Consider the following 26,663-nt stretch of genomic DNA (forward strand, 5'->3'; position numbering starts at 1 on the left):
CTCTCCAAATTTCTTATCTATAGCTGTTGCTGTTTGAACGGTTGTTATTGTGGCTTGGACGTTTTCCAGTGTGGCCTTGGCGGGATTTGTATGATCCTTTTTGGCCGCCCTGTCTGCCTCTTCCATTGTATCCTCCGCGGCTGCGGTCATTTGGCTTTCTGTCGCGCTTAGATGGAAGCGGCTTTTCCTCTGTTAATTTAACAGGCGTAGTATCCGGTTCCTTTGTCAGCATCTTCAGCACTGCCTGAACAACTGTTGAAGCGTCCTTTTGTGCCAGAAGCTCATCTGCCGCTTCTTTATAGCTTTCAAGATTGTTTTCCTCGATGGTTTGCATGATTTTTTCCATTACAGCTTTTTGCTGGCCTTCAAGCGCCTCATCCAGTGTTGGAGCATCCATGCGTTCCATTTTTTTCTTGGTTGTACGTTCCACGACATGCAGGTACGATTTCTCGCGCGGATTGATGAATGTCATCGCAACACCCGTTTTTCCAGCACGTCCAGTACGGCCGATGCGGTGAACATAGCTTTCAGGGTCCTGAGGAATGTCAAAATTGTATACATGCGTGACGCCGGAAATGTCCAATCCGCGCGCCGCAACATCTGTTGCCACAAGGACGTCAATGCTTCCCTCTTTGAACTTCCTGAGAACAGAAATCCGTTTAGCCTGGCTTAAGTCACCATGGATTCCTTCAGCCATGTATCCGCGAAGATTTAAGGCTTCAGCCAGTTCATCAACACGGCGCTTTGTACGTCCGAATACGATCGCCAATTCCGGTGATTGAATATCCAGAAGTCTTGTCAGCACATCAAATTTATTTTTTTCATGAACTTCAACATAGAATTGTTCAATAGATGAAACAGTCATTTCCTTAGCTTTTACGCGGACAATCTGTGGGTCCTTCATAAAGCGTTCTGCCATTCTGCGGATTGGCGCAGGCATTGTAGCAGAGAAGAGCAGTGTTTGGCGCTCTTCAGGAATTTGAGCAAGAATCGCTTCAATATCGTCAATGAATCCCATGTTAAGCATTTCATCCGCTTCGTCAAGGATGGCCGTATGGACATGGTCCAAACGCAAAGTTTTGCGGTTGATGTGGTCCAGAATACGTCCCGGCGTTCCCACAATGATATGTGGTTTGTTCTTTAAAGCGCGGATTTGGCGGTTAATATCCTGGCCTCCATAAATGGAAAGGACTTTCGTTCTTTTTCCGTAGCCGATTTTATACAGTTCTTCCGATACTTGAATCGCCAGCTCACGTGTTGGGGCAATAACAATTCCCTGAATAAAATCTTTCGTGTTATCGATTTTATCGATCATCGGGATTCCGAATGCAGCCGTTTTTCCTGTTCCTGTCTGCGCCTGCCCGATCAGGTCTTTATTCTCCAAACTTAACGGAATGGTCTGTGTCTGAATAGGAGTCGCTTCTTCAAATCCCATTCGTTTCAGTGATTTCATTGTCTCCGGGCTAATGCCCAAGTCTTGAAACTTTGTCAATGTATTCATTCTCCTTCTAATCATAGAAAAATTTTGTCCCTGCAAACCTGCAGGCAGGAGTTCTCCTGAAAAATTGGCCTATGAGTCACTCTTCCGGACGATTATAAGAAATGTTATGGCACCCTGTAAGGAGCCTATTTACCGGCGTACCCGGCATCTAGATGCTGTAACTTCTCATTTTTATAAAAAGTGCGGTTATGTTTCGTTAAGAAGAGTCCCACTCACTATGAAACCCGCTTGAGGAAAGGATGAGGGTAAATTCTATCCAAATTGTTCACGGACAATCAGGTCTCTTAAGATAAGTGCATTTAAGCACTCATCTATTTATGGCCTTACTGAAGTATGCTTTTTCAGCAATACTTCTGTATTTAATGAAAAAAGACATTCTCCTGCTGGAGTATGTCCGGGTTCTCAAAAGAAGTTCCTGTTGGCACTTTGGTGTTTATATTACCATTTTCAAGTAAGCATTGCAAACGTGAAGGCTGGCTGAAAACCTTATCATTCAGGCTTTTTTTTGCAGAAAGCCAAGGATTTCCTTAAAGAGGCGGTCCCCTTCCCCGCAATGGCAGATAAGATGCTTTGAGTCTTTTATAAAAATTAATTTTTTGGCCGATGAACCAATATTATTATATAAATATCTGGCACTTCTCGGAGGCACAACTCCATCACTTTCACCCTGCGCAATTAATGTCGGCACTGTAATCTGATTTAAAATAGGCCTGATAGAAGCCACAAGCCTGCGGAATTGAAGTGTTGCCGTAATCGGTGTCGCACTAATTTTCCGCTTATATCTGACGAACATTTCATTGTCAGCCAGGTTCCCTCTGAAAGCATCTCTTACCATCTCTTTAATATCGAAGAATAGCTGCTTCGGGTTTACATAATAGGCAGCAGCACTGAGCAGAACCAATTTATCTACAGGGTAATGAACAGTTAAATAGCTGGCGATCAGGCCGCCCATTGAAAAACCGATGACATATACTTTCTCACAGCGGCTTATCAGCCTCTTCAGCTCTTCCTCTGCATGCTCAATCCACTTGTTGTAGGCGATTCCTTTAAGCTTTAACTCATCACCATGACCCGGCAATGTCGGCACGGAAATCTCCCAGTCTGTATGCTCTTTTAAATACTCTGCCAAAGGTTCTACTTCAAATGGAGCTCCTGTAAAACCATGTATGCACATGCAGCCAATCATTCACGAGTCACCGCCATTTTTTTTAAATTTAAGTACATTTTATTTTACACTTTTTCCTTTTCGCCATACTAATCAAACCTGTTGGAAAATAAAAATTACAACGGAGGAACTATTTAAGAATAACTTAAACCCCTGTTTCACGTGAAACAGGGGTTTATTTCCTATAAACAGATATATACATTTACCTGTTTTTCAAAATGATATTATTGAGAATCTTCATGCTGTATCAGTCCTGCTCCCCTTCTGTTGGGGTTAAAGGGTATCTAAGATATTATTGAAGAGCTGATACAACTTCTTCAAGCTTCATGCCACGGGATGCCTTGAACAGCACAATGGTTTCCTGGTCTACATGTTTCTTCAGTTCTTGGATCAGATCCTGTTTGTCAGTAAAGGCTTCCACCCGTTCATGAGGCAGGACTTCCTTCGCCCCCTTGGCGATAAATTCGCCAAGCTTGCCGAAAGTAAACACGTAATCAACCTTTTTTGCATCCACAGATTTTCCGATGGAATAATGGAAATCCTCTTCCTGAGGGCCAAGCTCCAGCATATCGCCAAGAACGAGAACTTTCTTTTTATAGCCAGGCAGATTGGCGACCAGTTCAATGGCTGCATTCATGGATGTCGGACTTGCATTATAGGCATCATTAATGATCTTCTCACCCATTTTTCCCTCGAGAAGCTCCATTCTCATATTCGTCAGCTTTAAGCTTGTAAAGCCTTCGTTCATCTTTTCGTACGGAACGCCGAAATGAGTTGCTGCAATCATCGCTGCCAGGGCATTGAGAACATTATGGGTGCCCAGCACAGGCAGATAAAATTTCTCGCTGGATCCATTGATCTCAAACGTGCTGCCGCTGTCATTCTGCTTGATATCCACCGGATACACATCGTTTTTCCCGGTTCTCCCAAAGGTTCTTAATGCAGCCGAACCATTGTAGGTTTTCAGCTTTTCGTCAAGAAGAGGCTCATCACCGTAATAAATAACCAGGCCATTTTCCTGAAGGCCATTTATGATCTCCAGCTTCGCTTCTGCAATTCCTTCTCTGGAACCTAAATCCTGCAGATGGGATTCGCCTATATTCGTAATGATCACGGCGTCCGGACGGGCAAGCTTCGTAAGAAAATCGATTTCTCCCCTTCCGCTCATTCCCATTTCCAGTACGGCGATCTCCGTATCTTCCTCAAGTGCCAGAATGGTTAAGGGCAGACCGATATGGTTGTTATAGTTGCCTTCCGTTTTTTGAACCTTATAGTTTAGTGACAGAAGGTTTGCGGTCATATCCTTGGTCGTTGTTTTGCCGTTGCTTCCTGTAATCCCTAAGACCTTTACCTTTAATTCATCACGATAGCTTCTCGCCAATTCCTGAAGAGCCGTCAGTGTATCTTCAACAATCAGGATTGGAAGATGCAGTGGAGGATTGGGAACATCCCTTTGCCAAAAGGCCGCGGCTGCCCCCTTTTCAATGGCATCTTCTACAAATCGGTGGCCATCCGAATTTTCCCCTTTGAAAGGAACAAATAAATTGCCCTTCCCGATTTTTCTGGAGTCAATGCTGACGCCCTGTATGGACGTATCATTAAAAGAAGATACGTCATTATCTACTTTAATCATCTGTGTAATTTCTTGAAGTGTTTTTTTAATCATATGGCGCCTCCTATTGGGCAAAATCAAAAGACAGCAGAGAATCCTGATTTTGCCAATTATGTATGAACAAAAGGAACACGACAAAAATGCCGTGTTTCCTTTAACAGTTATGCCCTTTTACATGGTGTGTTTGATGCTTTGTTTCTCAGCATGACGTTCGATGGCCAGATTGACAAGCTTTTCAATCAGCTGAGGATATTCCACTCCCGTATGCTTCCACAGAAGCGGGAACATGCTGAAAGGTGTAAAGCCCGGCATGGTATTGACTTCATTAATGTATAGCTTACCCTCTCTTGTTAAGAAGAAATCAGCCCGGACAAGACCTGAACAGTCAAGGGCTTTAAATGCCTTAATGGCCATGTCCCTCAGTTCATTGTACTCATTTTCGGAAATTTCAGCAGGAATGATTAATGCTGTGTCTCCATCCTCATATTTCGCTTTATAGTCATAGAATTCAACCTTCGGCACAATTTCACCGGCAACAGAGCATTCCGGATTATCATTGCCCAGCACGCCAGCTTCAATTTCTCTTGCAGTGACACCTTCTTCGATAATGATTTTACGGTCAAATTGGAAAGCTTCTTTAAATGCTCCCTCAAGCTCTGAGCGGTTCATGCACTTGCTGATGCCCACACTGGAACCCAGGTTGGCCGGTTTTACGAAACACGGGTAGCCGAGTTCTTTTTCCACTTTTTCATACGCTGCCTCTGTTTCATTTTCCCACTCACTGCGAATAAACCAGACATACTTCACCTGCGGCAGGCCTGCCTGTGCAAATATATTCTTCATGATGACCTTATCCATGCCCGCTGATGAAGCCAATACTCCATTCCCCACATATGGCAGGTTTAAGAGCTCAAGCAGCCCCTGAACTGTGCCGTCTTCCCCGTTCGGACCGTGAAGCAGCGGGAAGATGACATCAAATGGGCCTTTCTCCTGAGCATCCTGGAAAAGGGTCGGTGCCAACGCTGTTGGAGGAAGTGCTTCCCCCTGGGAGAATTCCAGCTCTTTTACATTGGAAACAGGACCTTGCAATTGAGGCCCCTTCACCCATCGGCCTTCTTCAGATATATAAATAGGATGAATTTCAAATTTCTCTAAATCCAATGCTTTAATGACAGCCATTGCAGTCTGCATAGAAACTTTATGCTCTGCAGATTTCCCGCCGTATAAAAGGCCAACCTTTGTTTTCATAAAAAGAACCTCCAATATTCAATCATGGACTAACCGGCTTCTAATGCCGCTTTTGTTTTTCTTAAGCTGATTTATATGTTCATTCAAGCTACTCTATATTGTAACACTTTCACATTTAAGATAGGGAGTGATTACCTGTTCAATTCTTCAGGAATTTTTTTCTGCACATACGCCCATATTTCTATATGTATGACAGAGCACTGAAAAAGGAAACTTCAACAAAATAATTTCCTTTTCTGGGATTAATTATTTCAGGAAAACGTTTACCTGCCTTCCATAGTGCAATACCCTTAATCTACTAGTAATAATCAGAGTTTTTTTATTATTAAAACAAAAGTTTTAGCTATTAACTTTTACAGCAAAACAGGATATAATCCTCCTATCAAAAACAATTGTATTCTTTAGGAGGACAAAAAACATGAAGTTCGGTTTGCTTCCCAGAATTATTGCAGCTATTGCATTGGGTATTTTAATAGGTTCTTTTTCTCCCCAATGGCTTATTCAGCTATTTGCTACTTTTAATGGTCTGTTCGGAAACTTTCTTGGTTTCGCGATTCCGTTAATTATTATCGGATTCATAGCGCCAGGAATCGGCAGCATGGGGAAAGGCGCAGGGAAACTGCTTGGGATTACAACCGGTTTTGCTTATGCTTCTACGATAACTGCCGGTTTAGTCGCCTATTTTTCTGCGACAGTGTTATATCCTGTCCTATTAAAAAACCAAAGCTTCAAAGAGTTTGAGAATCCTGAGGATGCTTTGCTTTCACCCTTTTTCCAGGTGGACATGCCTCCGGTAATGGGTGTCATGACGGCACTGCTGATTTCATTCACTCTAGGTCTGGGATTGGCTGCGATTAAAGGGAACACTCTGCAAAATGCGATGAATGATTTCCGTGATATTATTGAAAAACTTATTGAAAAGGTCATTATTCCTTTGCTTCCCGTCCATATTTTCGGGATCTTCGCCAATATGACGCAGGGCGGACAGGTTGGCGCCATTATTTCTGTATTTGCTAAAGTATTTGTCATGATTATTGCTCTTCATCTTTTATTTTTACTGCTTCAATATTCAGCGGCAGGCAGCCTGATGAAAGCCAATCCGCTAAGACTTATGAAAAATATGATGCCTGCTTACTTTACGGCGCTTGGAACCCAGTCATCCGCATCCACGATTCCTGTAACGCTTAAACAGGTTAAAAAGCTTGGTGCACGCGAAAAAGTTGCGGATTTCTCTGTACCATTACTGGCAACGATTCATCTTTCCGGAAGCACAATAACCATTGTGAGCTGTGCGATCGCCGTAATGATGCTGCAGGGTCAAACCACATCATTTGCAGAAATCCTGCCATTCATATTAATGCTTGGAATCACAATGATCGCGGCTCCAGGTGTACCTGGAGGAGCTGTCATGGCCGCATTGGGTCTGCTTGAAAGCATGCTCGGATTCAACGAAACCATGCTTGCGCTAATGATTGCCCTATACCTTGCCCAGGATAGCTTCGGAACTGCGTGCAATGTAACTGGTGACGGTGCATTGACCCTGTTGTCTGATAAGGCAAGCGGCAAAGAGAAGAAGCTCAAGCCTCAAACGGCTGTGAAAGCTGGCTGATTGAAAAAAGATGTCCCTGTTGGGGCATCTTTTTTTATTTTCAATGACAAAAAACGCCACAGTCCAAGCAGACTGTGGCAGTGAATTACAATTGTTTAATGGCCCGATAGGTTTGCGCCGTCTTTACGGTGAACCCCTAAACGGTTAATCAAATTCGAGCTTGATGCGTTTAATCCAGTCAGGCGGACTAAAGTTCCATGATCTCGAGGTTTCAGCACTATTTATCTATCGCAGCGACACCTGAGTCATCCCAGACATGCGCCTGTGTAGTGGACTTTCACCACCTAGATAGTTGCCATGCCTGGCACACACAAAAAAAATGACCCTGAAACAGAGTCATCTATTATCCGATAGGCGAACAAATCTCAATATAATGCCCATCCGGATCTTGCACGTATGCCACTTTCTGCCCCCAAGGCTTTTCAACAGGCTCGAGCAGGACAGGCACTCCTGCAGCCTTCAGCTTTTCAACAGCCGCTTCTACCTCTTCCGTGACAAAGCCCAGCTCGAATGTCTGCTCCTTCCTCACTCCATCCGGTATCGGCAGCCCGGTGACTTCCCGTCCGCCTTCTCTCGTATTGAAGGAAAGAATGGTGCTGCCTGTATCATACTCGATGTAAGTTCCAAATTCATTTCTCAGCTTCAGGCCCAGCAATTCACCATAAAAATGCTTCGTTCTTTCCAGGCTCTCCGCATATAAAATGACATAACCCAGCTTCAATTCCATTACGTTCACCTCTTCAAAGTTTCTTTACATGATATGATTTCAATATAGGAGGTATTTTCTCCTTTTAGACTCTGGAATCATTTTTAAAAGGTGCAGTAATTAGAAAGAAATTGAGCAGCTTTTTTCATAATTTTATATTCAATAAATGAAAATAACAGCCTGCCATCTTCCTGATCTCTTCCGATTTCTTCTCAGGAAATACCGCGATAAAGCAAGTGGATGGACCTGCTGATTTTTCCAGGTCCAATTCTGATTCAAGATTCTCAACCTCAAACTTCCTATTGGAGAACAGCCCGTTCAGCTCGTTCAGAATGCCCTTTGAACCTATAGGAAGCGTCTTAATTTCTTCAATGGAGTTGATGATTTTAAAAAGTTTCAAGGGTGCTGCCTCCGCCTCCCTCTCAATCAGCTCCTGGCCAACCAAAGGGAAACCGATCACCGCTATCCTTGTATCATCTGTATACGTTAGGGTATCAGCGGGAAACTCTCCCTTCCTTTTGCCAAGTACAGATAAGCCTACCGCAGATTGAAGCAGGTTAAAGTTGCTTTCTGTACTGCCCGTTATTTGCAGTTCCGTAAGGCCTAATTCATCAGCCCCCTTTTTAATGCCCCGTATAAGCTGGTCCCAGGCATCATCTCCGCAGAAATTCTGAATGGCAGCAGCAAATGGCTGAGCACCTGATGACAAGCATTCCATGACAGCGACACGGAAGGAATAGTACGAAACGGTCTCGTAAGGAACCTGGACAGCATCCTGCTCTTTCTCGCCGATTGCTCCGCTGTTATCACTGGCTACCACAATGGTTTCTTCAGCATTAAAAGGGAAATTCAGGACATCCCTCACTGCTCAGCACCCGCTTTGGTCATAGCCGGGCCCACAAGCTTGACAAGTCTTGGAATCGCTATATAAGCAATAACAGCATTAATCACAGAACCTATAAAAAGGGAAGGCACAATCGCCAGGTAAAAGGCTTGACCCATTAAAAAGATAAACGGAAGCGGGGCTGCAAAGGCATTGCCGAGCACAAAAAGAATTCCTGCCAGAAAGTAGCGGCCTCTCTGGTACAATGAGCTGAAAACAAAGGCTAGAAATGCCATTTCAACAGCAATCAGGAGATGTAGGGGACCTAAAGGCAAGCCGCCCAATAATGCTGACAGCAGATGCCCGATGGCAGCAACGGCCGCTCCGCCATAGCCGCCAAGCAGCACGGCTGCGAGCAATGCAGGAAATGCATCCAGTGCTACGCTTCCGATAACGGCAGGAACTTTAATCGCTGCACCGATTGCTGTCAGTGCAATCAGCATGGCGGCCATGCCCAGTCGCATGCTTTTCATTACTTATCCTCCTTGCGCTTTCCTTCACGGAATACATTCGCACTGCGCACATATTCCACATCCTTCTGGTTCAGACGGAAATTAATCACTCTTGCCAGGGCAAAAAAGTAATCAGATAAGCGATTCAGGAATTTCAGTGCCACTGCGGAGGTTTCCGGATCCGCTTTTTTTAGTGAGACCACAAGACGCTCCGCTCTCCGGGTTACTGTCCTGGCAATATGAATGGATGCAGATGCAGGTGCTCCCCCAGGCAGAATAAACCTTTCAAGCTTTGGCGCTTCTTCAATCAATCTATCAATCTTAGTCTCCAAATAATCAACAGAATCCTTCGTTAATTTAAGCTCCCGCTTTTTCGTAACATTTGCAAGGTCGCCGCCACAGTCAAAAAGCTCATGCTGAATCTTCTCCAGATCCTCCAGGACATCCTGAAAAATGGCCGGATCCAGTTGTGTCATAGCCTGCCCGACAAAACAGTTGACTTCATCCACTGTTCCGTATGCTTCAACCCTTACATCATCCTTCTCCACTCTGCCCCCGATAATGCTTGTTTTTCCCTCATCGCCAGTTCGTGTATAAAGTTTCATCAGCAATTCCCCATTTCATTTTATTTTTTGATTGATGCCATACCAAATCAAATCGACTCTATCTGCAGCAGCAGCGGCATCCTGAAAGGCCCATCCTGAAGCATCCCGCCACTTTCGGTCAAGCGCCTCCATCGGAACAATCCCTTTTGAAATATCAGATCCGATTAGAACAACTTTCCGGTTAACCTCTGCTTTTTCCCATTGGAGCCACTTTTCCAGCCTCTCCTGCCACTTTTCCCGAATCTCTTCAAACTCCAGTGCTTGTGACCACTCCCGAATCATTAGCTCAATTCCCTCAAAGACAATCAGGTTTCGATCCAGATCGCCGGCCGACTCACCATGATAAGCTGATATCCATTTATGGGGAGTATCATCCAATTGATAAAATCCCTTCACCCATTCGGATTTCCCGTTAAACCTGCCTCCTGTAATGAAGTGCATCGTTCTCCCCTCCTAAACGCTTTCCGTGTCCATTTAAGCTCATAGCCTCTTCCAAACGGAACCTGCCATTCCCAGAATTCCTTTTGCTCCGGTGCATACTTTCCAAGAAGGTACCTTATGACTCCGCCATGTGTAATAACAGCAGCATCACGAATATCTTTCCGAAGCAATTGATCGGTTAAATTTTGCCACCCTTTATCCACTCTTGCTGTAAATGCTGCAAAAGATTCCCCTCCAGGCAGCACTCCTGAGAAAGGGTCTTCCAGCCATTTTTGATATGCAGGGTTATCCTTCAGCTCTTGATATGTCCTGCCTTCCCACTCGCCAAAATGCATTTCTCTCCATTCGGGACAAGATTCAATAGAATGATCCGGGAAAAGAATTGCTGCGGTCTTCATACATCTGCCTAAATCACTTGCAAAAACTCTTCTGTAGCCTTGAGCTGCCGCGGAAAGGTTATCCAAGTATGCCGGACACAGAGGAGAATCTGTCCAGCCCAGATAAGCATGGGACTTATTGGCTTCTGTCAGCCCATGACGAAATAATGCAACAGCCACAGTATCATCCATAAAAGCACCTCCGTCCCTTCCACACTGGCCCCAAGTACATCCCCTGTCATTCCGCCAAACCAGGCAATGACTTTCCTAGATAAGAATGCGAATAACAATATTGAAAAAAGAACCATGAAAAGAAACCCAACAATAGCCGGGTAACCAGCCAGCCACGCAGCTGCCGCGATCCCCAGAAGGAAGACAGGGTAAATAGACAGGGTGGTTTTAGAAGCAGCCTGCTGAAATAATGAGCCCAGCCCTTCTTTTTTGGCTGCCTTAACGTTTATCAGCAATACCCCCATTACCATCTTGCTTAAAAATGGAATCACCGCGATTAAAAAATAGGAAGATGGATTTGATAAAAGCACAATTTCATAGATAAATAGAAATCGGGCACCCAGCAGGACAATAACAGACAGCACCCCGAACGCGCCCACCCGGGGATCACTCATGATTTCAAGCCGCTTCTCCTGATCGCGATAGGAGTAGAACGCATCGCTCGCATCCATCCACCCATCGAGATGGATCCCGCCAGTCAGCAAAATGCCGGCCAGCCAGACGGCAAAGGCCGCTGCCAATAGAGAAAAAGGAGTCCATTCAAGAAAAGCATAGAGTATAGATGCATATATCCCACCCTGGATGAGGCCGGCTATAGGGAAGGTTCTGATTGCCTTCTCCAGATGAGGCTTATCCATGGGCAGGGATATCGGAATGGGAATGCTTGTGAAAAATTGAAGATTGATCAATAATCCTTTAAGCCATTTCATTCTGTTTTCTCCAGCTAAAGACAATTTCCTTTAATTTTTTCCAATCAAGATGCTGCATCATATTTTCCGCCAGTTCGTTGTATTTCCTATCCTTCAGGGCTTTTATTCGGACAGGCTCCTTACTTGGAATGCCTTTTTGTTTGCGCAGGGAATTAAGCCACGCACCCCTCCATTCATCATTATGGAAGATGTGGTGCATATAAGTCCCTACCAGACGGCCATCATTCCCATAAAATCCATCTTCTTCGCCATTTTGAAGCAGCAGAAGGCGATTGCCATCAAAATCATTTTCAAGAACTGTTTCACCTAAATGGATTTCATATCCATCCAAGATCTCTTTTACGGGAAGGTTCGTGCTTGAATGCAGACTGCCCTTCACTTGCACGGTCTTCTTACGTTCATGAAAAATGGTGTCTGCCGGTATCAAATTTAAGCCTTTTTCCTTTTCATTAGGATTTCCGGTATCAGAACCCGCCATATCGATTAATCTCCTGCCGAGCATCTGGTATCCTCCGCAAATGCCGGCAATTGAACCTCCAGCGGCAGCATAGCGCACAATCCAATCCGCCAGACCTTTTTCCTTGAAATAGCGCAAGTCTCGAATCGTGCTCTTTGTGCCGGGAATGATCACCGCATCAGGCGAGCCAGCCTCCGATAGATGTCTTACCCACCTAATGTTCACGTCATCTTCATAGTAAAACGGATCGATGTCACTGAAGTTTGAAATAAATGGCGGCCGCAGCACTGCAATATCCAGAATACCCTCTCCAGCTCTTGGAACAGCAGCCTGAATGGATAGGGAATCCTCTGCATCGATCATATGGTCTTCCAAGTAAGGCAGAACGCCAAGGACAGGGACGCCCGTCTTTTCCTCGATCCAGCGGATGCCATCCTCAAACAGCGTGATATCTCCGCGGAATTTATTAATGATAATGCCCGCAACCCGCTGTCTTTCCTGTTTGGTGAAAAGCTCCAGAGTTCCAACAATACTGGCAAAAACACCGCCCCTGTCAATATCAGCAACCAGGATTACTGGCACATCCGCCATTTCGGCGACTTTCATATTCACAAGCTCTTTATCTTTTAAATTAATTTCAACAGGGCTGCCAGCTCCTTCGATCACAAGCAGCTCGTATTGAGCATCAAGCAGACTCAGTGCCTCTTTGATGGTTTCAAGCCCTTTTTCATAAAAGGATTCCCGATAGCTTCTTCCTGATAGGGAGTTGACTGCTTTTCCCAGGAGAATGACCTCAGCATTCTGAGCGGATTGAGGCTTAAGGAGGATGGGATTCATCCAGACAGCAGCTTCAGTTCTTGCCGCTTCAGCCTGAATGCCCTGTGCCCTGCCGATTTCATTTCCATCCTTTGTCACGTATGAATTATTGGACATATTCTGGGATTTAAAAGGAGCCGTGCGGAAACCTTCATTGGAGAATGCCCGGCAAAGAGCCGTAGCAATCAGGCTTTTACCGGCATCGGATGAAGTCCCCTGAATCATGATCCCTTTCATGCCGGTTCTCCTTTCATTTGTATGGGGATGCCTGCTTCAACAAGATAGGCTTCATCAGCCATCTTTACGATTTCCCTGTGGAGCATCCCCAATATTCTCGCATATGTAAATACCAATTCGTTTTCGCCAATTGGCTCATTCAAGACTTCATTGCTGACTACGATAAAGGACCTGCACTTTAGGCGGATTTCATGGATGGCCCTGAGAATATCTGATGAAAGTTTTTCCTGGAATTCTCTGGTCCGCCAGCCATCCTCCGCTCTAAAAAGCTCATTATTCAAGAGAGTGGTCAAGCAATCGAATAGAATAATATCCTGATTGCTAAAGTTTCCCGAGATCTCTTCAAGTGCGGAAGGCTTCTCCCAGGTTGTCCAGCCCAAGCCGCTCTTTTCCCGGTCATTCTGGTGCCTCCGAATCCGTGCCTTCATCTCGGAATCGTATACTTTTCCGGCAGCAATGTAATGAAGCTTTCCGTCTGTTTTTTCTGCCAGCCCGGCTGCAGTCCTCTCCGCAAATGAGCTTTTTCCGCTTCGCACGCCCCCCGTGATAAAAATCAGCGATCCTTCCGCCATTGCTGCATCGCCTCCATCAGTACATCGTTGTCTTTGGGCCCTTTAATCGCAAAGCGTAGCCATTTCCCTTCCAGGCCAGGGAAATTCATTGTATGCCTCGGAATAACTCCTTTTTCAAGCAAAAATCGAAATAGAGGCAGCTGCACATCAATGCTCGGATCTCTTAACAAATAGAAATTAACTGAAGAAGGAGAAATCTCAAAATCCAATTGCTGATAAAATTGAACAAGCCTAGCCCTCTCCTGCCGGATCAAATTCTTTGTCAGCCTGACATGCTCTTTACTGTCCAGACACCATTCACCTGCTTTTAATGCAAGAGCATTCACGCTCCAGTGCGGTTTCAGCGCATTTGCTCTTTCAATTAACCGCTCACTTGCCATCATGTATCCAAGACGCAGGCCTGGTATCGAAAACATCTTTGTCATGGAGCGCAGCACCACAACATTTGAATCCTTTCCTATGAAAGGAACGATAGATTGATAGTCGCAGGCAAAGTCATAAAAAGCTTCATCCATAATAAGGAGGCAGCTATGGATATGACACTTCTTAATCAATTCCTCTACAATGGCAGATGGGTAAAAAATACCTGTCGGGTTATTTGGGTTGCAGAAGAAAACAACATCAGCGGCTTTTAGCTTTTCAGATAGCGCTTCCAAATTAAGATCCCAGTCGCCGGGCACCAGCTGATGATAGGAGACTGTACATTGATTAACGCGGCAGGCCTCTTCATATTCCGAAAAGGCCGGCTGAATAATCAGCGCCCTTTTTCCGGCTATCATCCGGCCAATCAGGGTAATCAGCTCGGCGCCTCCATTTCCGACCAGAATCTGTGATTCTTTTATTCCCTCTGCAGCCGCTAATTTGCTTTTCAATAAGGAAGAGTGGGGATCCGGATAGTCGCTAATATATTGGAATAGGCTTCCCCACCTCTCTTTTAATTCATGGGGAGGCCCAAGTGGATTGATATTGGCACTGAAATCAATCCGCTCCTCAGGCATTTGCTTATCCATCGCTTCATATAAATATTGCGGATTAGATCCATGTGAAGGCCAATTCAAGGAACATCCCTCCTGTCCATAATAAAAGCAAGAATAAGAAAACCGTCTTGTTCATGATCGAAATGGTTTTTATGATATGTTCTTTTTCAAGCAGCACCATTGGCTTTCCCATCGTTGCACGGTTTGAGATTACACCTTTATAAAAATTGATTCCTCCCAGCTGAATTCCCAGAAGGGCTGCAACAGCTGCTTCGCCCCAGCCGCTATTTGGGCTCGGGTGCATTGGTGCATCTCTTAATAGAACTCCCCATGCTTCTCCATATGGAGAATGTTCCGGCTTTTGTGTGAGCATGATGCAAACCGATGTCAGCCGGCTTGGGATCCAGTTTGCGATATCATCCACCTTGGCTGATGCCCATCCAAAATCCATATATCTATCATTTCTATGGCCAACCATCGAATCACATGTATTAATGGCCCGGTAGATAAGAGCCAGCGGTGCACCGCCAATCAGGGCCCAAAATAATGGAGCAGTAATGCCATCACTTGTGTTTTCCGCCACTGTCTCCACGGCAGCCCGGACAATGCCTGGTTCATCCAGCCGATCTGTATCCCTGCCGACAATGTAAGAAAGCTTTACTCTTGCTGTTTCCATATCACCTTTTGCCAGAGGCTCATATACCTCCAGAGCTGCCTCTTTTAAACTCTTTTGAGCAATGGCTGTGAATATAAGAATTCCTTCTGCCAGGATGCCCGCGATCGGATGAATTTCATAGAAGAGCCGGGTAATGAAAAAGGTGATGCCGCCTGCTGCCAGCAGTACGATCAATAGCATGAGGCTCCCTTTTAATTTTCTAAAGCGGCCTTTATTCAGAGCTTGTTCAAGTTTATGTATCAGGGCACCCATCCACCTGACTGGATGCGGCCAGTTTGGCGGATCACCTATCAGCTTATCCAGTAACCAGGCAAAGGTTAGCGCGAACAGGTGATATAAAATCATCTTTTTATCCTGCTTTGCGATTTTTTTATAGCCTCAACGGTACATTCGTAGACACCCTTGCCAATCACTTTGCCAAGCGGTGTAATGGTACCCGCATACTCCAGGTTTTCTCCCTGCTGTGCGGCGGCAATCAAAATACTGTCAGTTGATGTTCCGGTCGCTATCGTCCCTGTGACGGCATCTATAACTTCCTGATCATATAGTGCTCTGGTCTTGGCCTCGGTTGCGGTCATAATGGATTGGATAAAGGCTTCCTCTGTCAGATGGCCATTAACGAAAATCCATGTATTGATTGTACCTGGAGTAAGATGATAAGAATGCTCTTCACTTTTCGAGGCATCAACAGCATTGCCGACACCAGCTGTCACGACCACATACACAGAGAATGTATCTTCTTCATAAAATTGGCTGCTGTAATCCTCAATATATACAGCGGTCATCATCCCCACAGTTTCCCCGGGTTCAAAGCCGATTTCCCGGACAAATTCCGCCATCTCTGCCCGATGATCACTGCAGTCATAATTCTTGCTCACATGCCGGTTAAGAAAAATCCGATTCCAGCCAGTCCCCGATCCGGTTACACCTGAAGACATGGTTTTAAGCGGAAATGGCGAGCGAAGGACCAGCAAGTCTTCCTTTACCTCCAGGCTGGCTGGATCGATCCGCTTCTCTAATTGGCTTTCCGCCTTTGAGCGTTCAGGCACCAGCAACATCTGAGGGGCCGCCACTCTTGGATGCGGCAGCTTCTCGATCTTCGTCCTGTAAACCTCCCGTATCCGCCCTTCTTTTAAAACCTCATTAGGAACATGGTTAATATTGACTTCGCCATTCTCCAGCAGCAATAGGCGGTCACAGTACAGGCCGGCCAGATTCAAATCATGGAAAATGGAAATGACCGTCAGTCCGCAGTCCTTTGACCATACAGAAAGGAGATCTAGCAATTCTTTTTGATAGGATAAATCAAGATGGTTCGTCGGCTCATCCAGCAATAGAATTTCCGGCTCCTGGGCAAGGGCCTGGGCTAAAAACACCCTCTGTCTTTCGCCGCCGGATAATTGCTGAATATCATCATCCTGAAATCGGGAGATGCCCGTCTGCTCCATAACCCGTTTTACCGCTTCTTCATCTTTACCGGACCAGCTCTGGAACCAGCCCTTTTGATGAGCATACCGGCCAAGGGAAACTGTTTCCTTTACGGTATATGAAAAGGCCTGAGAGGAATGCTGGGGCAGAACAGCAATGATTTTCGCCAGTTCTTTGGGTGTATACTGTGAAAGGTTCTTACCTTTAATCCGTATTTCACCTGACTTATAAGGCAAAATGCCGCTCAGCATCTTGAGAATCGTGGTCTTGCCGCTTCCATTCGGCCCCAATATCCCGAAAAGCTCCCCTTTTTCTACTTCAAAGCTGATATTTTTAACAACCGGCGCACCGGCATATCCGCCAGTAACCTGATTAACGCTAAGCATGATTAACCACTTCTTTCTGAACTAAGATATGCCTTCGGAACAAGGTGAAACCGCTTGTTCCTGCGAAGAAAATCCGCGGAAGCCTTCCCCTTGAATGGGTGGACACTTATGCTGGACAGTTATCGAAGTTCAAAGTTTATTCTTTCTTTTAATTAAAATAATGGCAAACGCAGGTGCACCAATGATCGCTGTAATCACGCCGATTGGAAGCTCGGTAGGTGCAATGATCGTCCGTGAAACCAGATCGGCAATAATAAGAAAACCTGCACCCATAAGAATCGATAAGGGCAATAGGTGCCTATGATCCGGCCCCCATAACAGCCTGGTCAGATGAGGGATCACAAGGCCGACAAATCCTATCGTTCCAGACACAGCTACAGCCGCACCAGTTAAGATGGAGCCAGCTACCAGAACCATCATCTTTCTCTTCTGAACGTCCACCCCTATATGCTGGGCCTTTTCTTCCCCAAAGCTCATAGCATTCAGCTCTTTACTGTTCACTAACAGAAGGATGGCACCAATTACAAAAAACGGAAGGATAATGTTAATATACGCCCAGCCTCTCATGGATACACTGCCAAGAAGCCATCCAATAATCTGTCTAAGCTCCTCACCGGTCAGGGCAATCATCAGAGAAATTAGAGCGCCAAGAAAAGAACTGAAGATAATGCCCGTTAAAATAATCGTTTCCACTTTCATGGATCTTTCAATTTTTCTGGCAAATAGCAGAACGGCAAAAATGGTTAAAAAGGAAAATAAGATGCTGAATAAAGGCAGTGTAAACATTCCTGCAAACGGAATGGATAATCCCAGGAACAATGTTAAAACAGCACCGAGTGAAGCCCCGGAAGAAACTCCAATGGTATATGGATCTGCCAGCGGGTTTCTTAATAAACCTTGAAAGGCGGCTCCCGCAATTGCAAGAGACGCCCCTACTAAGCCAGCCAGCAAAACGCGCGGCAGGCGAATGTTCATAATGATATTTGCATGCATAGCATCCGTGTTTCCCAATGAAATAAAAGGGAAAATCTCAGCGCTTATTACTCTGATAATAGTGATGGGGTGAACAGACACTGTACCAATTGAAATCCCCATCAGCATAGCACAGAACAGGAAAGCTGCTGCTGTTAGATAAGCCAGAAATTTATTATTTAAATACGTCCGGATATACTGCTTTTGCAAGTTCCTCGACTCCTTCAATAATACGAGGGCCAGAGCGGGTTACCATATCGGAATCAACATCGGCAACCTGCTTATTTTTCACTGCTGTTATATCCTGCCAGCCATCCCTTTTCATTACATCGCCAGCAGCATCTTCAGTGTAATAGCCATGAGTTGTGATGATTACATCCGGATTCCGTTCGATAATCGCTTCCGGATCCATTTTCGGCCATCCTTCTTCCGTAATGATATTTTCTGCATTAATCGCACTTAGCATTTCGTCCATAAAGGTTTCTGCACCAGCTGTATAGATTTCAGGAGCTGGTGAAACTTCCACGAATACCGATTTGCGGTCTTCTTCTTTTATATCCTGAGCTTTTGTCTTAATTTCCTCAAGCTTGCTCTTCATATCTGAAATGAGCTGCTCTGCTTTATCTTTCTCCCCTGCTGCGGTTCCAACCATTACAATGGATTCAAAAACCTGGTCAAAGCTCTTCGCATCATTGACAACAAGGACGGTCACGCCTGCATCCCTTAATTGCTGAAGGCCTGCTTCGGAATTATGTGCGCTCGACGCGTGAGCAAGGACAAGATCCGGGTTTAAAGAAATAATTTTCTCGACATTAAATTCCATGCCGCCAATCTTTTCTTTTTCTGTGGCTTCGGGCGGGTAGTTATCAAAATCGGAGACTCCGACTACCTCTTCTCCAAGCCCCAATTCAAAAGCAATTTCTGTGTTGCTTGGAATCATGGAAACGATTCTTTCTGGCTTGGATTCGATAACGATTTCATTATCAAGGGCATCCTTTATCGTAACAGGAAAAGCAGCCTCTTCCCCGCCGGCATTCTGCCCTTCCTCAACTTTTTTCTCTTCTTTTGGCTGTTCAGCACTCTCGCCGCAGCCTGCAAGCACTCCTGCAGCAAGCAGCATAGTTAATAAAAATGCATAAAATTTCTTCATACTAAGCAATCCTCCATTACTTTCGACAAAATTCGGGTGGTGCCTGTCACCACCGTTTAAAATAAAAAAACATCTCCTCGAACGGCAAGGAGATGTTGGTATGGTCATTTACAATAAATGCAGATTAGATGGCCGGACCAAACACCTCCCTATCCTCGTAGGTTAATGGGTGCTTAAGAATCAGGCAGGTCTCCTGGCTCATGGTCAATGCATTCTGCTCCTTCCCATACTTGTATGTACAGTGGATTTGCAGACAGCTTCCATTTACAGTGGCGGGACCGCGCTGGAATTTCACCAGCTTCCCTATTAAGTCTTCAAAAGAGCTTGCTTTAAAGCCCTTTTGAGAAGACACCTGTTCTATTGCGGATATAAAATTTTCTATTTCCGATTATACACCATCCCGCAGAAAAAGTAACAGAAAATTGCTGAATGTTGTAAAAAAGTTCAGAATTCTAACGCGAGTATATTTTCCATTCCCTTGTTTTCTTATCGAACACAATCTTCGCCTCACATGGCTCTTTCGCTATGGCTTCGTACTCATCATACATATCATCCATATTCGCAAAATCACCAATAATCCAAATAGGAATTTCGATCCGGATCCGATTCTGTTCAATATCCTTAATGGAAAGGACCGCTCCTTCTTTCATAAGGGGCTTTAATGAAAGCAGGACATCTCTGGTGATTGGAGGATACGTCTTTTTCTTTTTAATGCCAAGGAGCGTTTTTTCCACCTTCATCTGTCCCATTTTACCGGGGATCACTTCCCCAAGCATACGGTAAAAATCGTTCAGATCGCGATAATATGTGCGGTTAAACCAGCCATCATCATGGGCAAGGTACACATAGCGGTTGCTCAGATAATTGTAAAAAGGGAGCTTAAGATGCTCTTTGATATGGCCGAGATAAAGAAGCTCCGCGATTGTCTGGCCGGGAAGCTCATTCACCGCTTCCTCTTCCTCGAAGTCGATCCAGCAAAAATCGCCATAGCCGTATACATCATCCTCAACCAGCCTGCCCAGCTTGTCCCTCGACACATAATCGAACATCGTGTGGCTATTAAAGTCCCCATGTTCATAACGGTGCTTTAACAGCAGCAAGTTATTAATAGAATCTGATAGAGTTTGGGCAAACTCTGCAAACTCAATTCCATAAGTCATCACATACTGATCCTGTTCATTAAGATGGATGTAGATGAGATCACGAATAGCTTGATTCCTTCTTTTCAATGACGAAACCTCCGAACCGTTACCCACAGTAGTATTTTCATAGCCTTAATTGATAAAAAGACAGCTTCTTATGAAACTGCCTGCCAAACTTCCAATATTTTATTCTCTTATTGTAGCAAAAATATCTGAAAATATCTTTGCCGATGAGAAAAAAATTTAAACCCGTTTTTTTGAAAATACAGGAAACCATCATCGTGATTTTCTCGTCTAACTAATGAAATCTCTTTCTCTATTGTTAGGTTAATTTTTCTCTGATAGGATAAAAATGTAAAAAGGTAAAGAAACCAGGTGCATATAATGAACCAGAATAATAGATTCTCAGACCGATTCGATTGGACGTTATGCTTTCTTCTGCTGCTGTTTTTTCTCATCAGCTGCATTGCGATTTACAGCGGACAATCCTCCAATCAATATGAAGGGAATTTTGTTGTCTCACAAATTAAAAATTATATTGTTGGTGCCGTCATTGTAGGGATTGTCATGTATTTTGACAGCGAGCAAATCCGAAGACTCACATGGCTGCTGTACGGTTTAGGCATCCTGTTGCTTGTCGGGCTATTCATTGCACCGGAAAGCATCGCACCAGAGCGCAAAGGGGCTACATTGTGGTATATCATTCCCGGACTCGGATCGGTGCAGCCTTCAGAATTTGTAAAGGTGTTCCTTATTATTGCCCTCAGCAAAATCATCGCTGATCACCATCTGAAGTATCAGGCTAAGTCAGCCGGCACGGACTTTTTTCTCCTAATCAAACTAGGTGCGGCCACATTGCCTCCATTAGGATTGATTATTATAGAAGACCTGGGTACCGCTCTTGTCATCATCGCGATATTAGCAGGAATCATCCTGGTATCCGGAATCACCTGGAAAATCCTTGTTCCGATTTATGGAATCCTCGGTGCTTTAGCAGGAACCGTTCTATACCTGGTGATCATAGCACCGGAGATTTTAGAGAAATACCTTGGGATCGATCCCTATCAGTTCAGCAGAATTTATTCCTGGCTTGACCCGGTCAATCACAAGCAGGGGGCCGGTATGCAGCTGTATAATTCCATGCTCGCTATCGGCTCGGGTTTAATTTCCGGTAAAGGCTTTACCGACAGGCAGGTATATGTGCCGGATGCCCACACTGATTTTATCTTTAGCGTCATCGGCGAGGAATATGGCTTCTTCGGCGCCAGTGTGGTAATCAGCCTTTTCTTTCTGCTTATCTATCACTTAACGAAAACCGGCCTTGAGACGACTGATCCTTTTAATACCTATATTTGCGTAGGGGTCATCAGCATGATCACCTTCCATGTATTCCAAAATATTGGAATGACCATTCAGGTCCTTCCAATCACCGGCATTCCGCTGCCGTTTATCAGCTACGGCGGAAGTTCACTTATGGGAAACATGATGGCAATGGGACTGATATTCAGCATTCGCTACCATCACAGAACCTATATGTTTTCAACCGATTCAAATTATGTTGCAAAATAATCCCAACCGCGTATAATAACAGTAATATATTTAGTGTCTATGATGAAGAAAGTAGCAAAGGGCTCTTTCCTAAAAGCGAGACAGGGTCGGTGCAAGCCTGTCGGAAATCCTTTTTGTGAAGCGCACTTCGGAGATGCACAGCTGAAAAAAAGTAGGCTGTGCCGGGTAAGGAGTCCCGTTACCAAACCCCTAAAGGAATGTGTTCAAATAATTTGAAACGTCCTTTCGCAAGAGGTCCTTTGGACAATCAGAGTGGTACCGCGGGAAGATTTCAGCTCGTCTCTATTTTATATAGAGGCGGGCTTTTTTATTTTCAGGGAGGTGTGTTTAAAATGATTGATTTTAAAGCGATATTTACAGATCAGCTGGCTTCTGTGCTGAATGGGCAGCTTTCTGAGGAAGCAATTTCAGCCTTAATTGAAACGCCAAAGAATCCGGCATATGGCGATCTTGCTTTTCCCTGTTTTACACTGGCAAAAGCATTCCGAAAATCACCTGCCTCCATTGCTGAAGAGGCTGCTTTCCAGATAAAAGGTGCGTACATTGAAAAAGTGGAAGCTGTTGGGCCCTACATTAATATCTTTTTTTCCAAAGGAACTGCTGGTGCAGACATAATGGAAAAAATCCTGAAAGAAGGAAAAGAATTTGGACTGCTGAAGGATGCTGCAGGCAAAACAGCCGTGCTTGATTTCTCTTCGCCCAACATCGCAAAGCCCTTTTCCATGGGTCATCTGCGGTCAACCGTCATTGGAAATGCCCTCGGAAACCTCGCTGAAAAATGCGGTTATACAGCGGTCAGAATCAACCACTTAGGCGACTGGGGCACACAATTCGGCAAGCTGATCACCGCTTATAAAAAGTGGGGCAATCCGGATAAAGTGAATGAACATCCGATCAGGGAGCTGCTCAGTCTTTATATACAGTTCCATAAAGAAGCAGAGGCAGATCCATCCCTTGAAGACGAGGCGCGTTCCTGGTTCAAAGAGCTTGAAAACGGAAATAAAGAAGCACAGGCACTCTGGAATTGGTTTAGAGATGAATCATTGAAAGAATTTCAGCGGGTTTATGACAGGCTTGGCATTCATTTCGACTCATACAATGGCGAAGCTTTTTATAACGATAAAATGAAACCCGTCATAGAGGAGCTGATGGCAAAAGATCTGCTGGCTGAATCAGATGGTGCAGAGGTCGTTGAGCTTCCGGATGAAGACCTGCCTCCATGCCTGATCAAGAAATCCGACGGAGCGACTCTTTATGCAACACGGGATCTGGCTGCAGCTTTTTACAGAAGGGAAAACTATCAATTTGATCACTCCCTATATATTGTCGGCCAGGAACAAAGCATCCATTTCAGGCAGGTCAAAAGCGTGATCAAAAAGATGGGCTATGAGTGGGCAGACAGTATGAAACATGTCCCGTTCGGCCTCTATTTAAAAGATGGAAAAAAGATGTCTACCAGAAAAGGCAGAGTCATCCTCCTGGAGGAGGTTCTGGATGAAGCAGTTCTTCTCGCAAAGAACAGCATCGAGGCTAAAAATCCCGGCCTGGAAAATAAAGATGAAGTCGCTGAAGCAGTCGGCATCGGAGCCATATTGTTCCATGATCTGAAAAATGACCGCATGAACAATATTGAATTTTCCCTTGAAGATATGCTGACATTTGAAGGAGAAACAGGTCCCTATCTGCAATATACCAATGCCCGGGCCTATTCCCTGCTCCGTAAGGCAGACGATCTCCCATCTGCCGCAAGCGGGCTATCCGATCCTTACAGCTGGGAAATTATTAAGCTGCTCCATCAATATCCTGAGAAAATCAGACAATCTTATAGGCAGCTTTCCCCTTCCGTTCTCGCTAAATATCTGATTGATGTGGCCCAGGCCTTCAATAAATATTACGGGCAGGTAAGAATACTGGAGAAAGATGCCGGCATCCAGGCAAGACTTGCCCTTGTCAAAGCAGTCACCATTGTTCTTACAGATGGCATGCAGACACTCGGCATGAAGGTGCCCCGTCAAATGTAAAAGGAGAAGCCGTTATGGCCTCTCCCTTTTTGCCTTTGTCCGGGCTTTTGCTTTCTGCATTTTCACAAGGCTTCTTACCAGAAATCCGCCGACAAAAATGGCCATCAGCACTAACCCGGTATAATTCAAATGTATTAATTTCAGAATCACACTTGCCACTGTCGCCATATATAAGGCTCCGAGCATATAAGTGATCTCTTCGTTCTCAAAATAGGAGGTAAGTTTCGCACCAAACTGTGAGCCAATGAGGCCTCCTCCTACGAGTGAAAGGCCAATCCAATAATCAATGCTGACTGTGGAAACGTAGGACAGGAAGCCTGCAGATACGATTAACATGACAGCAAACAAGCTGGTCCCTACCGCATTTTTCGGCATCATCCCTAAATAGGCGACCGATAAAGGCACCATAATAAAACCGCCGCCCACCCCTAATGTTGTAGAAACAAATCCTGCAAAAAATCCAATCAGCAACATCTTCAAAATGGAAGGCAAATGTTCAGAAGAGTGAACAGCATTGGCTGACTTTTCCCTTCTTTTCAGCATGCTCAAAGCAAAATAAGACAGCAATATGATATAAAAAACAGGCACGGCCCACGTGTCCCAGCCTTTATTCTCAAGAAACAGAACAAATGGATGTGCGGCCTGAGTAGCTGCCATTCCGCTTAATCCAAGTATCAGCCCCTGCTTAAGCTTTATATTCTTCAGCCTGATATGAGCGGAGATGCCAGAAAGGGACGTTCCAATCGAAAACAGCAAACTCGTGGTGATCGCTTCTACTGGAGAAAAACCAAAAAGCATAAGCGTTGGAGTAAGAATGAATCCCCCGCCTACCCCAAAAAAACCCGAGAGCACACTAATAAGCGCCCCGAGAGTAATAAAGAAAACATATTCCATTTATATTCCTCACTAACTGTCTCTGCTATTAATCGGTACTATATCACTTTACCATAATTGGCCACAGTTATACTGTGGATTTTAATTTACTTATTTATAATAATTATAAATAAGTATTGATTATAATTTAATATCTGTTATAATAAGTATATAAATTACTTAGGGGGAATTAAGATGGAAAAATTATATGATGCATTAAACGTACAAATCGCTGACTGGAGTGTCCTTTATACGAAATTGCACCGCTACCACTGGTTTGTAAAAGGCCCTCTTTTCTTTACCCTTCATGAAAAGTTCGAAGAATTATATAATGAAGCAGCGGAAGTTGTTGATGAGGCAGCGGAACGCCTGCTTGCAATCGGCGGTTCACCAGCAGCAAGCTTAAAGGATTTTCTAAGCATTACGACTCTAGAAGAATCTAATGGGGAAAAGAAAGCAGAAGACATGGTTGCCGCTCTTGCTTCGGATTATAAACATATTAAGGAACAATTAATCTCATTAGCCCAGCTTGCCGAAGAACAGGAAGATCAAGTGACAGCCGACTTCGCCATCGGGTTAATGGAAAAATTGGATACGCATATTTGGATGCTGCAAGCCTACTTAGGAGAATAATCGATTTTGGCAAGAGAGTCAGTGAGAATGATCACTGGCTCTTATTTTTGTGCTGAAAAATTTTTTGCCCTTTGGACACTCTAAGGTGTTATGATTGACCTGATTGCTTCATTTATTTTCAGAAAGGAGTCTCCCTAATGGCAAACTTAAAATATTCATTATTTATTTTTCTGGGCGCATGCAGTTATGGCATTCTTGCATCGATTGTTAAACTAGGGCTTCAGGCTGGCCACTCTGTTCCCGAACTGACCGGAAGCCAATATTTAATTGGGCTCCTTTTATTATTGCTTTCTTTCCCATTTATCAAAAGAACGAAAATCACCCTTAAACAAGCGGCAGCTTTGTTATTGACCGGCGCCTCCCTAAGCTTAACCGGCATTCTGTATGGAATGAGCCTTGACCGGAACCCGGCCTCCATCGCTGTTGTTCTATTATTTCAGTTCACCTGGATTGGAATTCTTTTTGAAGCACTATATGAAAGAAAGATGCCCAGCAAAGCAAAAGTCATTTCTTCGATCCTGCTTATTATAGGAACGGTATTTGCAAGCAACCTGATTAATTCCGGGTCCCATGCTATTCAAGCAGATGGCCTGATTTATGGCTTATTATCTGCGGTTACATTTGCCGTGTTCATTTTTGCAAGCGGCAAGGCAGGCAAAGGAATTCCAACCATCCAGAGGAGCATCTTCATCACATTTGGCGGACTTCTTCTGGTTGCAGCTGTTTCTGGCCCCGTCTTAATAAGCGGCGGCGTTCAGCTTGAGGGCCTATGGAAATTCGGACTGCTGATGGCATTGTTCGGCGCCATTTTCCCTATTGTATTCTTTGCAATCGGTTCACCCCACTTAGATTCAGGGCTTGCCACGATTGTAGGCTCTGCCGAACTTCCGGCAGCTGTTGCTGCCGCTATGCTGATTCTTGGCGAAAGAATATCAGAAGCCCAGACTTTCGGGATTGTCCTGATCCTGATCGGAATCAGCATACCGCAGTTCTCATTTAAGAAAGCAGCAAAGAATCGTTTGAGCACGTAGGATTTTTTATGGCTGGATTCGCTGGGCACCGCCTGAGCCGGCGATCTGCTTGCCCAAAGAGACTTTGGAACTCATTCCAAGGTCTTTTTTTTGCAGGCTGGTGTTTTGCGGGTGTTTATTGCTGGTGCAGCTGGGTTCCGACTCTGACTGGCTCTTTTCTCCACTTTGTGTCCGAAGTTGGAC

The 26,663-nt window shown here is 44.7% G+C and carries 25 protein-coding genes, 1 riboswitch and 1 other annotated feature; of the genes, 5 read left to right on the top strand and 20 right to left on the bottom strand.

The window, feature by feature from the left end; translation table 11 throughout:
* Nucleotides 1-13: 13 nt before the first annotated feature.
* The 4 genes from NYE23_RS19895 to NYE23_RS19910 all read right to left on the bottom strand — a co-directional run bounded on the left by NYE23_RS19895 (nt 14) and on the right by NYE23_RS19910 (nt 5,526).
* Entirely contained in the window at nt 14-1,492 is a 1,479-nt protein-coding gene (locus NYE23_RS19895) for a DEAD/DEAH box helicase (RefSeq protein ID WP_341080222.1), read from the bottom strand.
* Between the two features lie 502 nt (nt 1,493-1,994).
* Nucleotides 1,995-2,687, bottom strand: coding sequence for an alpha/beta hydrolase (locus NYE23_RS19900; protein ID WP_341080224.1), 693 nt, complete (start codon nt 2,685-2,687; stop codon nt 1,995-1,997).
* A gap of 271 nt (nt 2,688-2,958) precedes the next feature.
* The gene (locus NYE23_RS19905; protein WP_341080226.1) at nt 2,959-4,332 is read right to left on the bottom strand and encodes a UDP-N-acetylmuramoyl-tripeptide--D-alanyl-D-alanine ligase; all 1,374 of its coding nucleotides are present in this window, start codon (nt 4,330-4,332) and stop codon (nt 2,959-2,961) included.
* A gap of 117 nt (nt 4,333-4,449) precedes the next feature.
* Entirely contained in the window at nt 4,450-5,526 is a 1,077-nt protein-coding gene (locus NYE23_RS19910; protein ID WP_341080228.1) for a D-alanine--D-alanine ligase, read from the bottom strand.
* 418 nt (nt 5,527-5,944) lie between these two features.
* Between NYE23_RS19910 and NYE23_RS19915 the strand changes: the two genes are divergently transcribed.
* Nucleotides 5,945-7,135 (top strand): dicarboxylate/amino acid:cation symporter, encoded by a 1,191-nt coding sequence (locus NYE23_RS19915; protein ID WP_341080229.1) that lies wholly within the window; start codon nt 5,945-5,947, stop codon nt 7,133-7,135.
* Between the two features lie 343 nt (nt 7,136-7,478).
* Here NYE23_RS19915 and NYE23_RS19920 read toward each other — a convergent pair whose 3' ends face one another.
* From NYE23_RS19920 to NYE23_RS19990, 15 genes are all read right to left on the bottom strand, one after another.
* Nucleotides 7,479-7,862 (bottom strand): VOC family protein, encoded by a 384-nt coding sequence (locus NYE23_RS19920; protein WP_341080230.1) that lies wholly within the window; start codon nt 7,860-7,862, stop codon nt 7,479-7,481.
* 124 nt (nt 7,863-7,986) lie between these two features.
* The gene (locus NYE23_RS19925; protein ID WP_341080232.1) at nt 7,987-8,706 is read right to left on the bottom strand and encodes an ATP-binding protein; all 720 of its coding nucleotides are present in this window, start codon (nt 8,704-8,706) and stop codon (nt 7,987-7,989) included.
* On the bottom strand, nt 8,703-9,197 hold the full coding sequence (locus NYE23_RS19930; protein ID WP_341080234.1) for an ECF transporter S component: 495 nt from the start codon (nt 9,195-9,197) through the stop codon (nt 8,703-8,705). Before NYE23_RS19930 ends, NYE23_RS19925 begins: the two co-directional genes overlap by 4 nt.
* Nucleotides 9,197-9,781: a cob(I)yrinic acid a,c-diamide adenosyltransferase gene (locus tag NYE23_RS19935; protein ID WP_076262977.1), complete on the bottom strand. Its 585-nt coding sequence runs from the start codon at nt 9,779-9,781 to the stop codon at nt 9,197-9,199. Before NYE23_RS19935 ends, NYE23_RS19930 begins: the two co-directional genes overlap by 1 nt.
* Nucleotides 9,782-9,796: 15 nt before the next feature.
* Entirely contained in the window at nt 9,797-10,222 is a 426-nt protein-coding gene (locus NYE23_RS19940; protein ID WP_341080237.1) for a bifunctional adenosylcobinamide kinase/adenosylcobinamide-phosphate guanylyltransferase, read from the bottom strand.
* The gene (locus tag NYE23_RS19945; RefSeq protein WP_341080239.1) at nt 10,174-10,791 is read right to left on the bottom strand and encodes a histidine phosphatase family protein; all 618 of its coding nucleotides are present in this window, start codon (nt 10,789-10,791) and stop codon (nt 10,174-10,176) included. Before NYE23_RS19945 ends, NYE23_RS19940 begins: the two co-directional genes overlap by 49 nt.
* Nucleotides 10,749-11,540 (bottom strand): adenosylcobinamide-GDP ribazoletransferase, encoded by a 792-nt coding sequence (gene cobS / locus NYE23_RS19950; RefSeq protein WP_341080240.1) that lies wholly within the window; start codon nt 11,538-11,540, stop codon nt 10,749-10,751. Before cobS ends, NYE23_RS19945 begins: the two co-directional genes overlap by 43 nt.
* The gene (locus NYE23_RS19955) at nt 11,527-13,050 is read right to left on the bottom strand and encodes a cobyric acid synthase (protein ID WP_341080241.1); all 1,524 of its coding nucleotides are present in this window, start codon (nt 13,048-13,050) and stop codon (nt 11,527-11,529) included. The genes cobS and NYE23_RS19955 overlap by 14 nt, the downstream gene beginning before the upstream one ends.
* Complete coding sequence (locus tag NYE23_RS19960; protein ID WP_341080242.1) at nt 13,047-13,622, bottom strand: bifunctional adenosylcobinamide kinase/adenosylcobinamide-phosphate guanylyltransferase; 576 nt, start codon at nt 13,620-13,622, stop codon at nt 13,047-13,049. The genes NYE23_RS19955 and NYE23_RS19960 overlap by 4 nt, the downstream gene beginning before the upstream one ends.
* On the bottom strand, nt 13,604-14,680 hold the full coding sequence (gene cobD, locus NYE23_RS19965) for a threonine-phosphate decarboxylase CobD (RefSeq protein WP_341080244.1): 1,077 nt from the start codon (nt 14,678-14,680) through the stop codon (nt 13,604-13,606). The genes NYE23_RS19960 and cobD overlap by 19 nt, the downstream gene beginning before the upstream one ends.
* Nucleotides 14,655-15,620 (bottom strand): adenosylcobinamide-phosphate synthase CbiB, encoded by a 966-nt coding sequence (gene cbiB, locus NYE23_RS19970; RefSeq protein WP_341080245.1) that lies wholly within the window; start codon nt 15,618-15,620, stop codon nt 14,655-14,657. Before cbiB ends, cobD begins: the two co-directional genes overlap by 26 nt.
* Complete coding sequence (locus NYE23_RS19975) at nt 15,617-17,089, bottom strand: adenosylcobinamide amidohydrolase (protein WP_341080249.1); 1,473 nt, start codon at nt 17,087-17,089, stop codon at nt 15,617-15,619. The genes cbiB and NYE23_RS19975 overlap by 4 nt, the downstream gene beginning before the upstream one ends.
* 129 nt (nt 17,090-17,218) lie before the next feature.
* Nucleotides 17,219-18,271: a FecCD family ABC transporter permease gene (locus tag NYE23_RS19980; RefSeq protein ID WP_341080251.1), complete on the bottom strand. Its 1,053-nt coding sequence runs from the start codon at nt 18,269-18,271 to the stop codon at nt 17,219-17,221.
* Nucleotides 18,237-19,211, bottom strand: a complete 975-nt coding sequence (locus NYE23_RS19985; RefSeq protein ID WP_341080253.1) for an ABC transporter substrate-binding protein — start codon at nt 19,209-19,211, stop codon at nt 18,237-18,239. The genes NYE23_RS19980 and NYE23_RS19985 overlap by 35 nt, the downstream gene beginning before the upstream one ends.
* Nucleotides 19,212-19,377: 166 nt before the next feature.
* Nucleotides 19,378-19,582: riboswitch (cobalamin riboswitch) on the bottom strand.
* Nucleotides 19,583-19,663: 81 nt separating this feature from the next.
* Entirely contained in the window at nt 19,664-20,440 is a 777-nt protein-coding gene (locus tag NYE23_RS19990; RefSeq protein WP_341080254.1) for a hypothetical protein, read from the bottom strand.
* Between the two features lie 297 nt (nt 20,441-20,737).
* On the opposite strand from NYE23_RS19990, the gene NYE23_RS19995 reads away from it, so the two are divergent.
* Together NYE23_RS19995 and argS are read left to right on the top strand one after the other, a co-directional pair.
* Complete coding sequence (locus NYE23_RS19995) at nt 20,738-21,922, top strand: FtsW/RodA/SpoVE family cell cycle protein (protein WP_341080255.1); 1,185 nt, start codon at nt 20,738-20,740, stop codon at nt 21,920-21,922.
* 30 nt (nt 21,923-21,952) lie between these two features.
* Nucleotides 21,953-22,209 (top strand) — a binding site (T-box leader).
* A gap of 48 nt (nt 22,210-22,257) precedes the next feature.
* Nucleotides 22,258-23,943, top strand: coding sequence for an arginine--tRNA ligase (argS, locus tag NYE23_RS20000; protein WP_341080819.1), 1,686 nt, complete (start codon nt 22,258-22,260; stop codon nt 23,941-23,943).
* Between the two features lie 12 nt (nt 23,944-23,955).
* On the opposite strand, the gene NYE23_RS20005 is transcribed toward argS, so the two are convergent.
* Nucleotides 23,956-24,837 (bottom strand): sulfite exporter TauE/SafE family protein, encoded by an 882-nt coding sequence (locus tag NYE23_RS20005; RefSeq protein WP_341080257.1) that lies wholly within the window; start codon nt 24,835-24,837, stop codon nt 23,956-23,958.
* Between the two features lie 174 nt (nt 24,838-25,011).
* Here NYE23_RS20005 and NYE23_RS20010 point away from each other — a divergent pair, with 174 nt between their 5' ends.
* Entirely contained in the window at nt 25,012-25,449 is a 438-nt protein-coding gene (locus tag NYE23_RS20010) for a Dps family protein (RefSeq protein ID WP_341080259.1), read from the top strand.
* Between the two features lie 137 nt (nt 25,450-25,586).
* A complete protein-coding gene (locus NYE23_RS20015) occupies nt 25,587-26,480 on the top strand; it encodes an EamA family transporter (protein WP_341080260.1) in 894 nt (297 codons plus the stop codon).
* The last annotated feature ends 183 nt before the right edge of the window (nt 26,481-26,663 follow it).

The sequence above is a fragment of the Cytobacillus sp. FSL H8-0458 genome, from assembly GCF_038002165.1.
Classification (GTDB): domain Bacteria; phylum Bacillota; class Bacilli; order Bacillales; family Cytobacillaceae; genus Cytobacillus.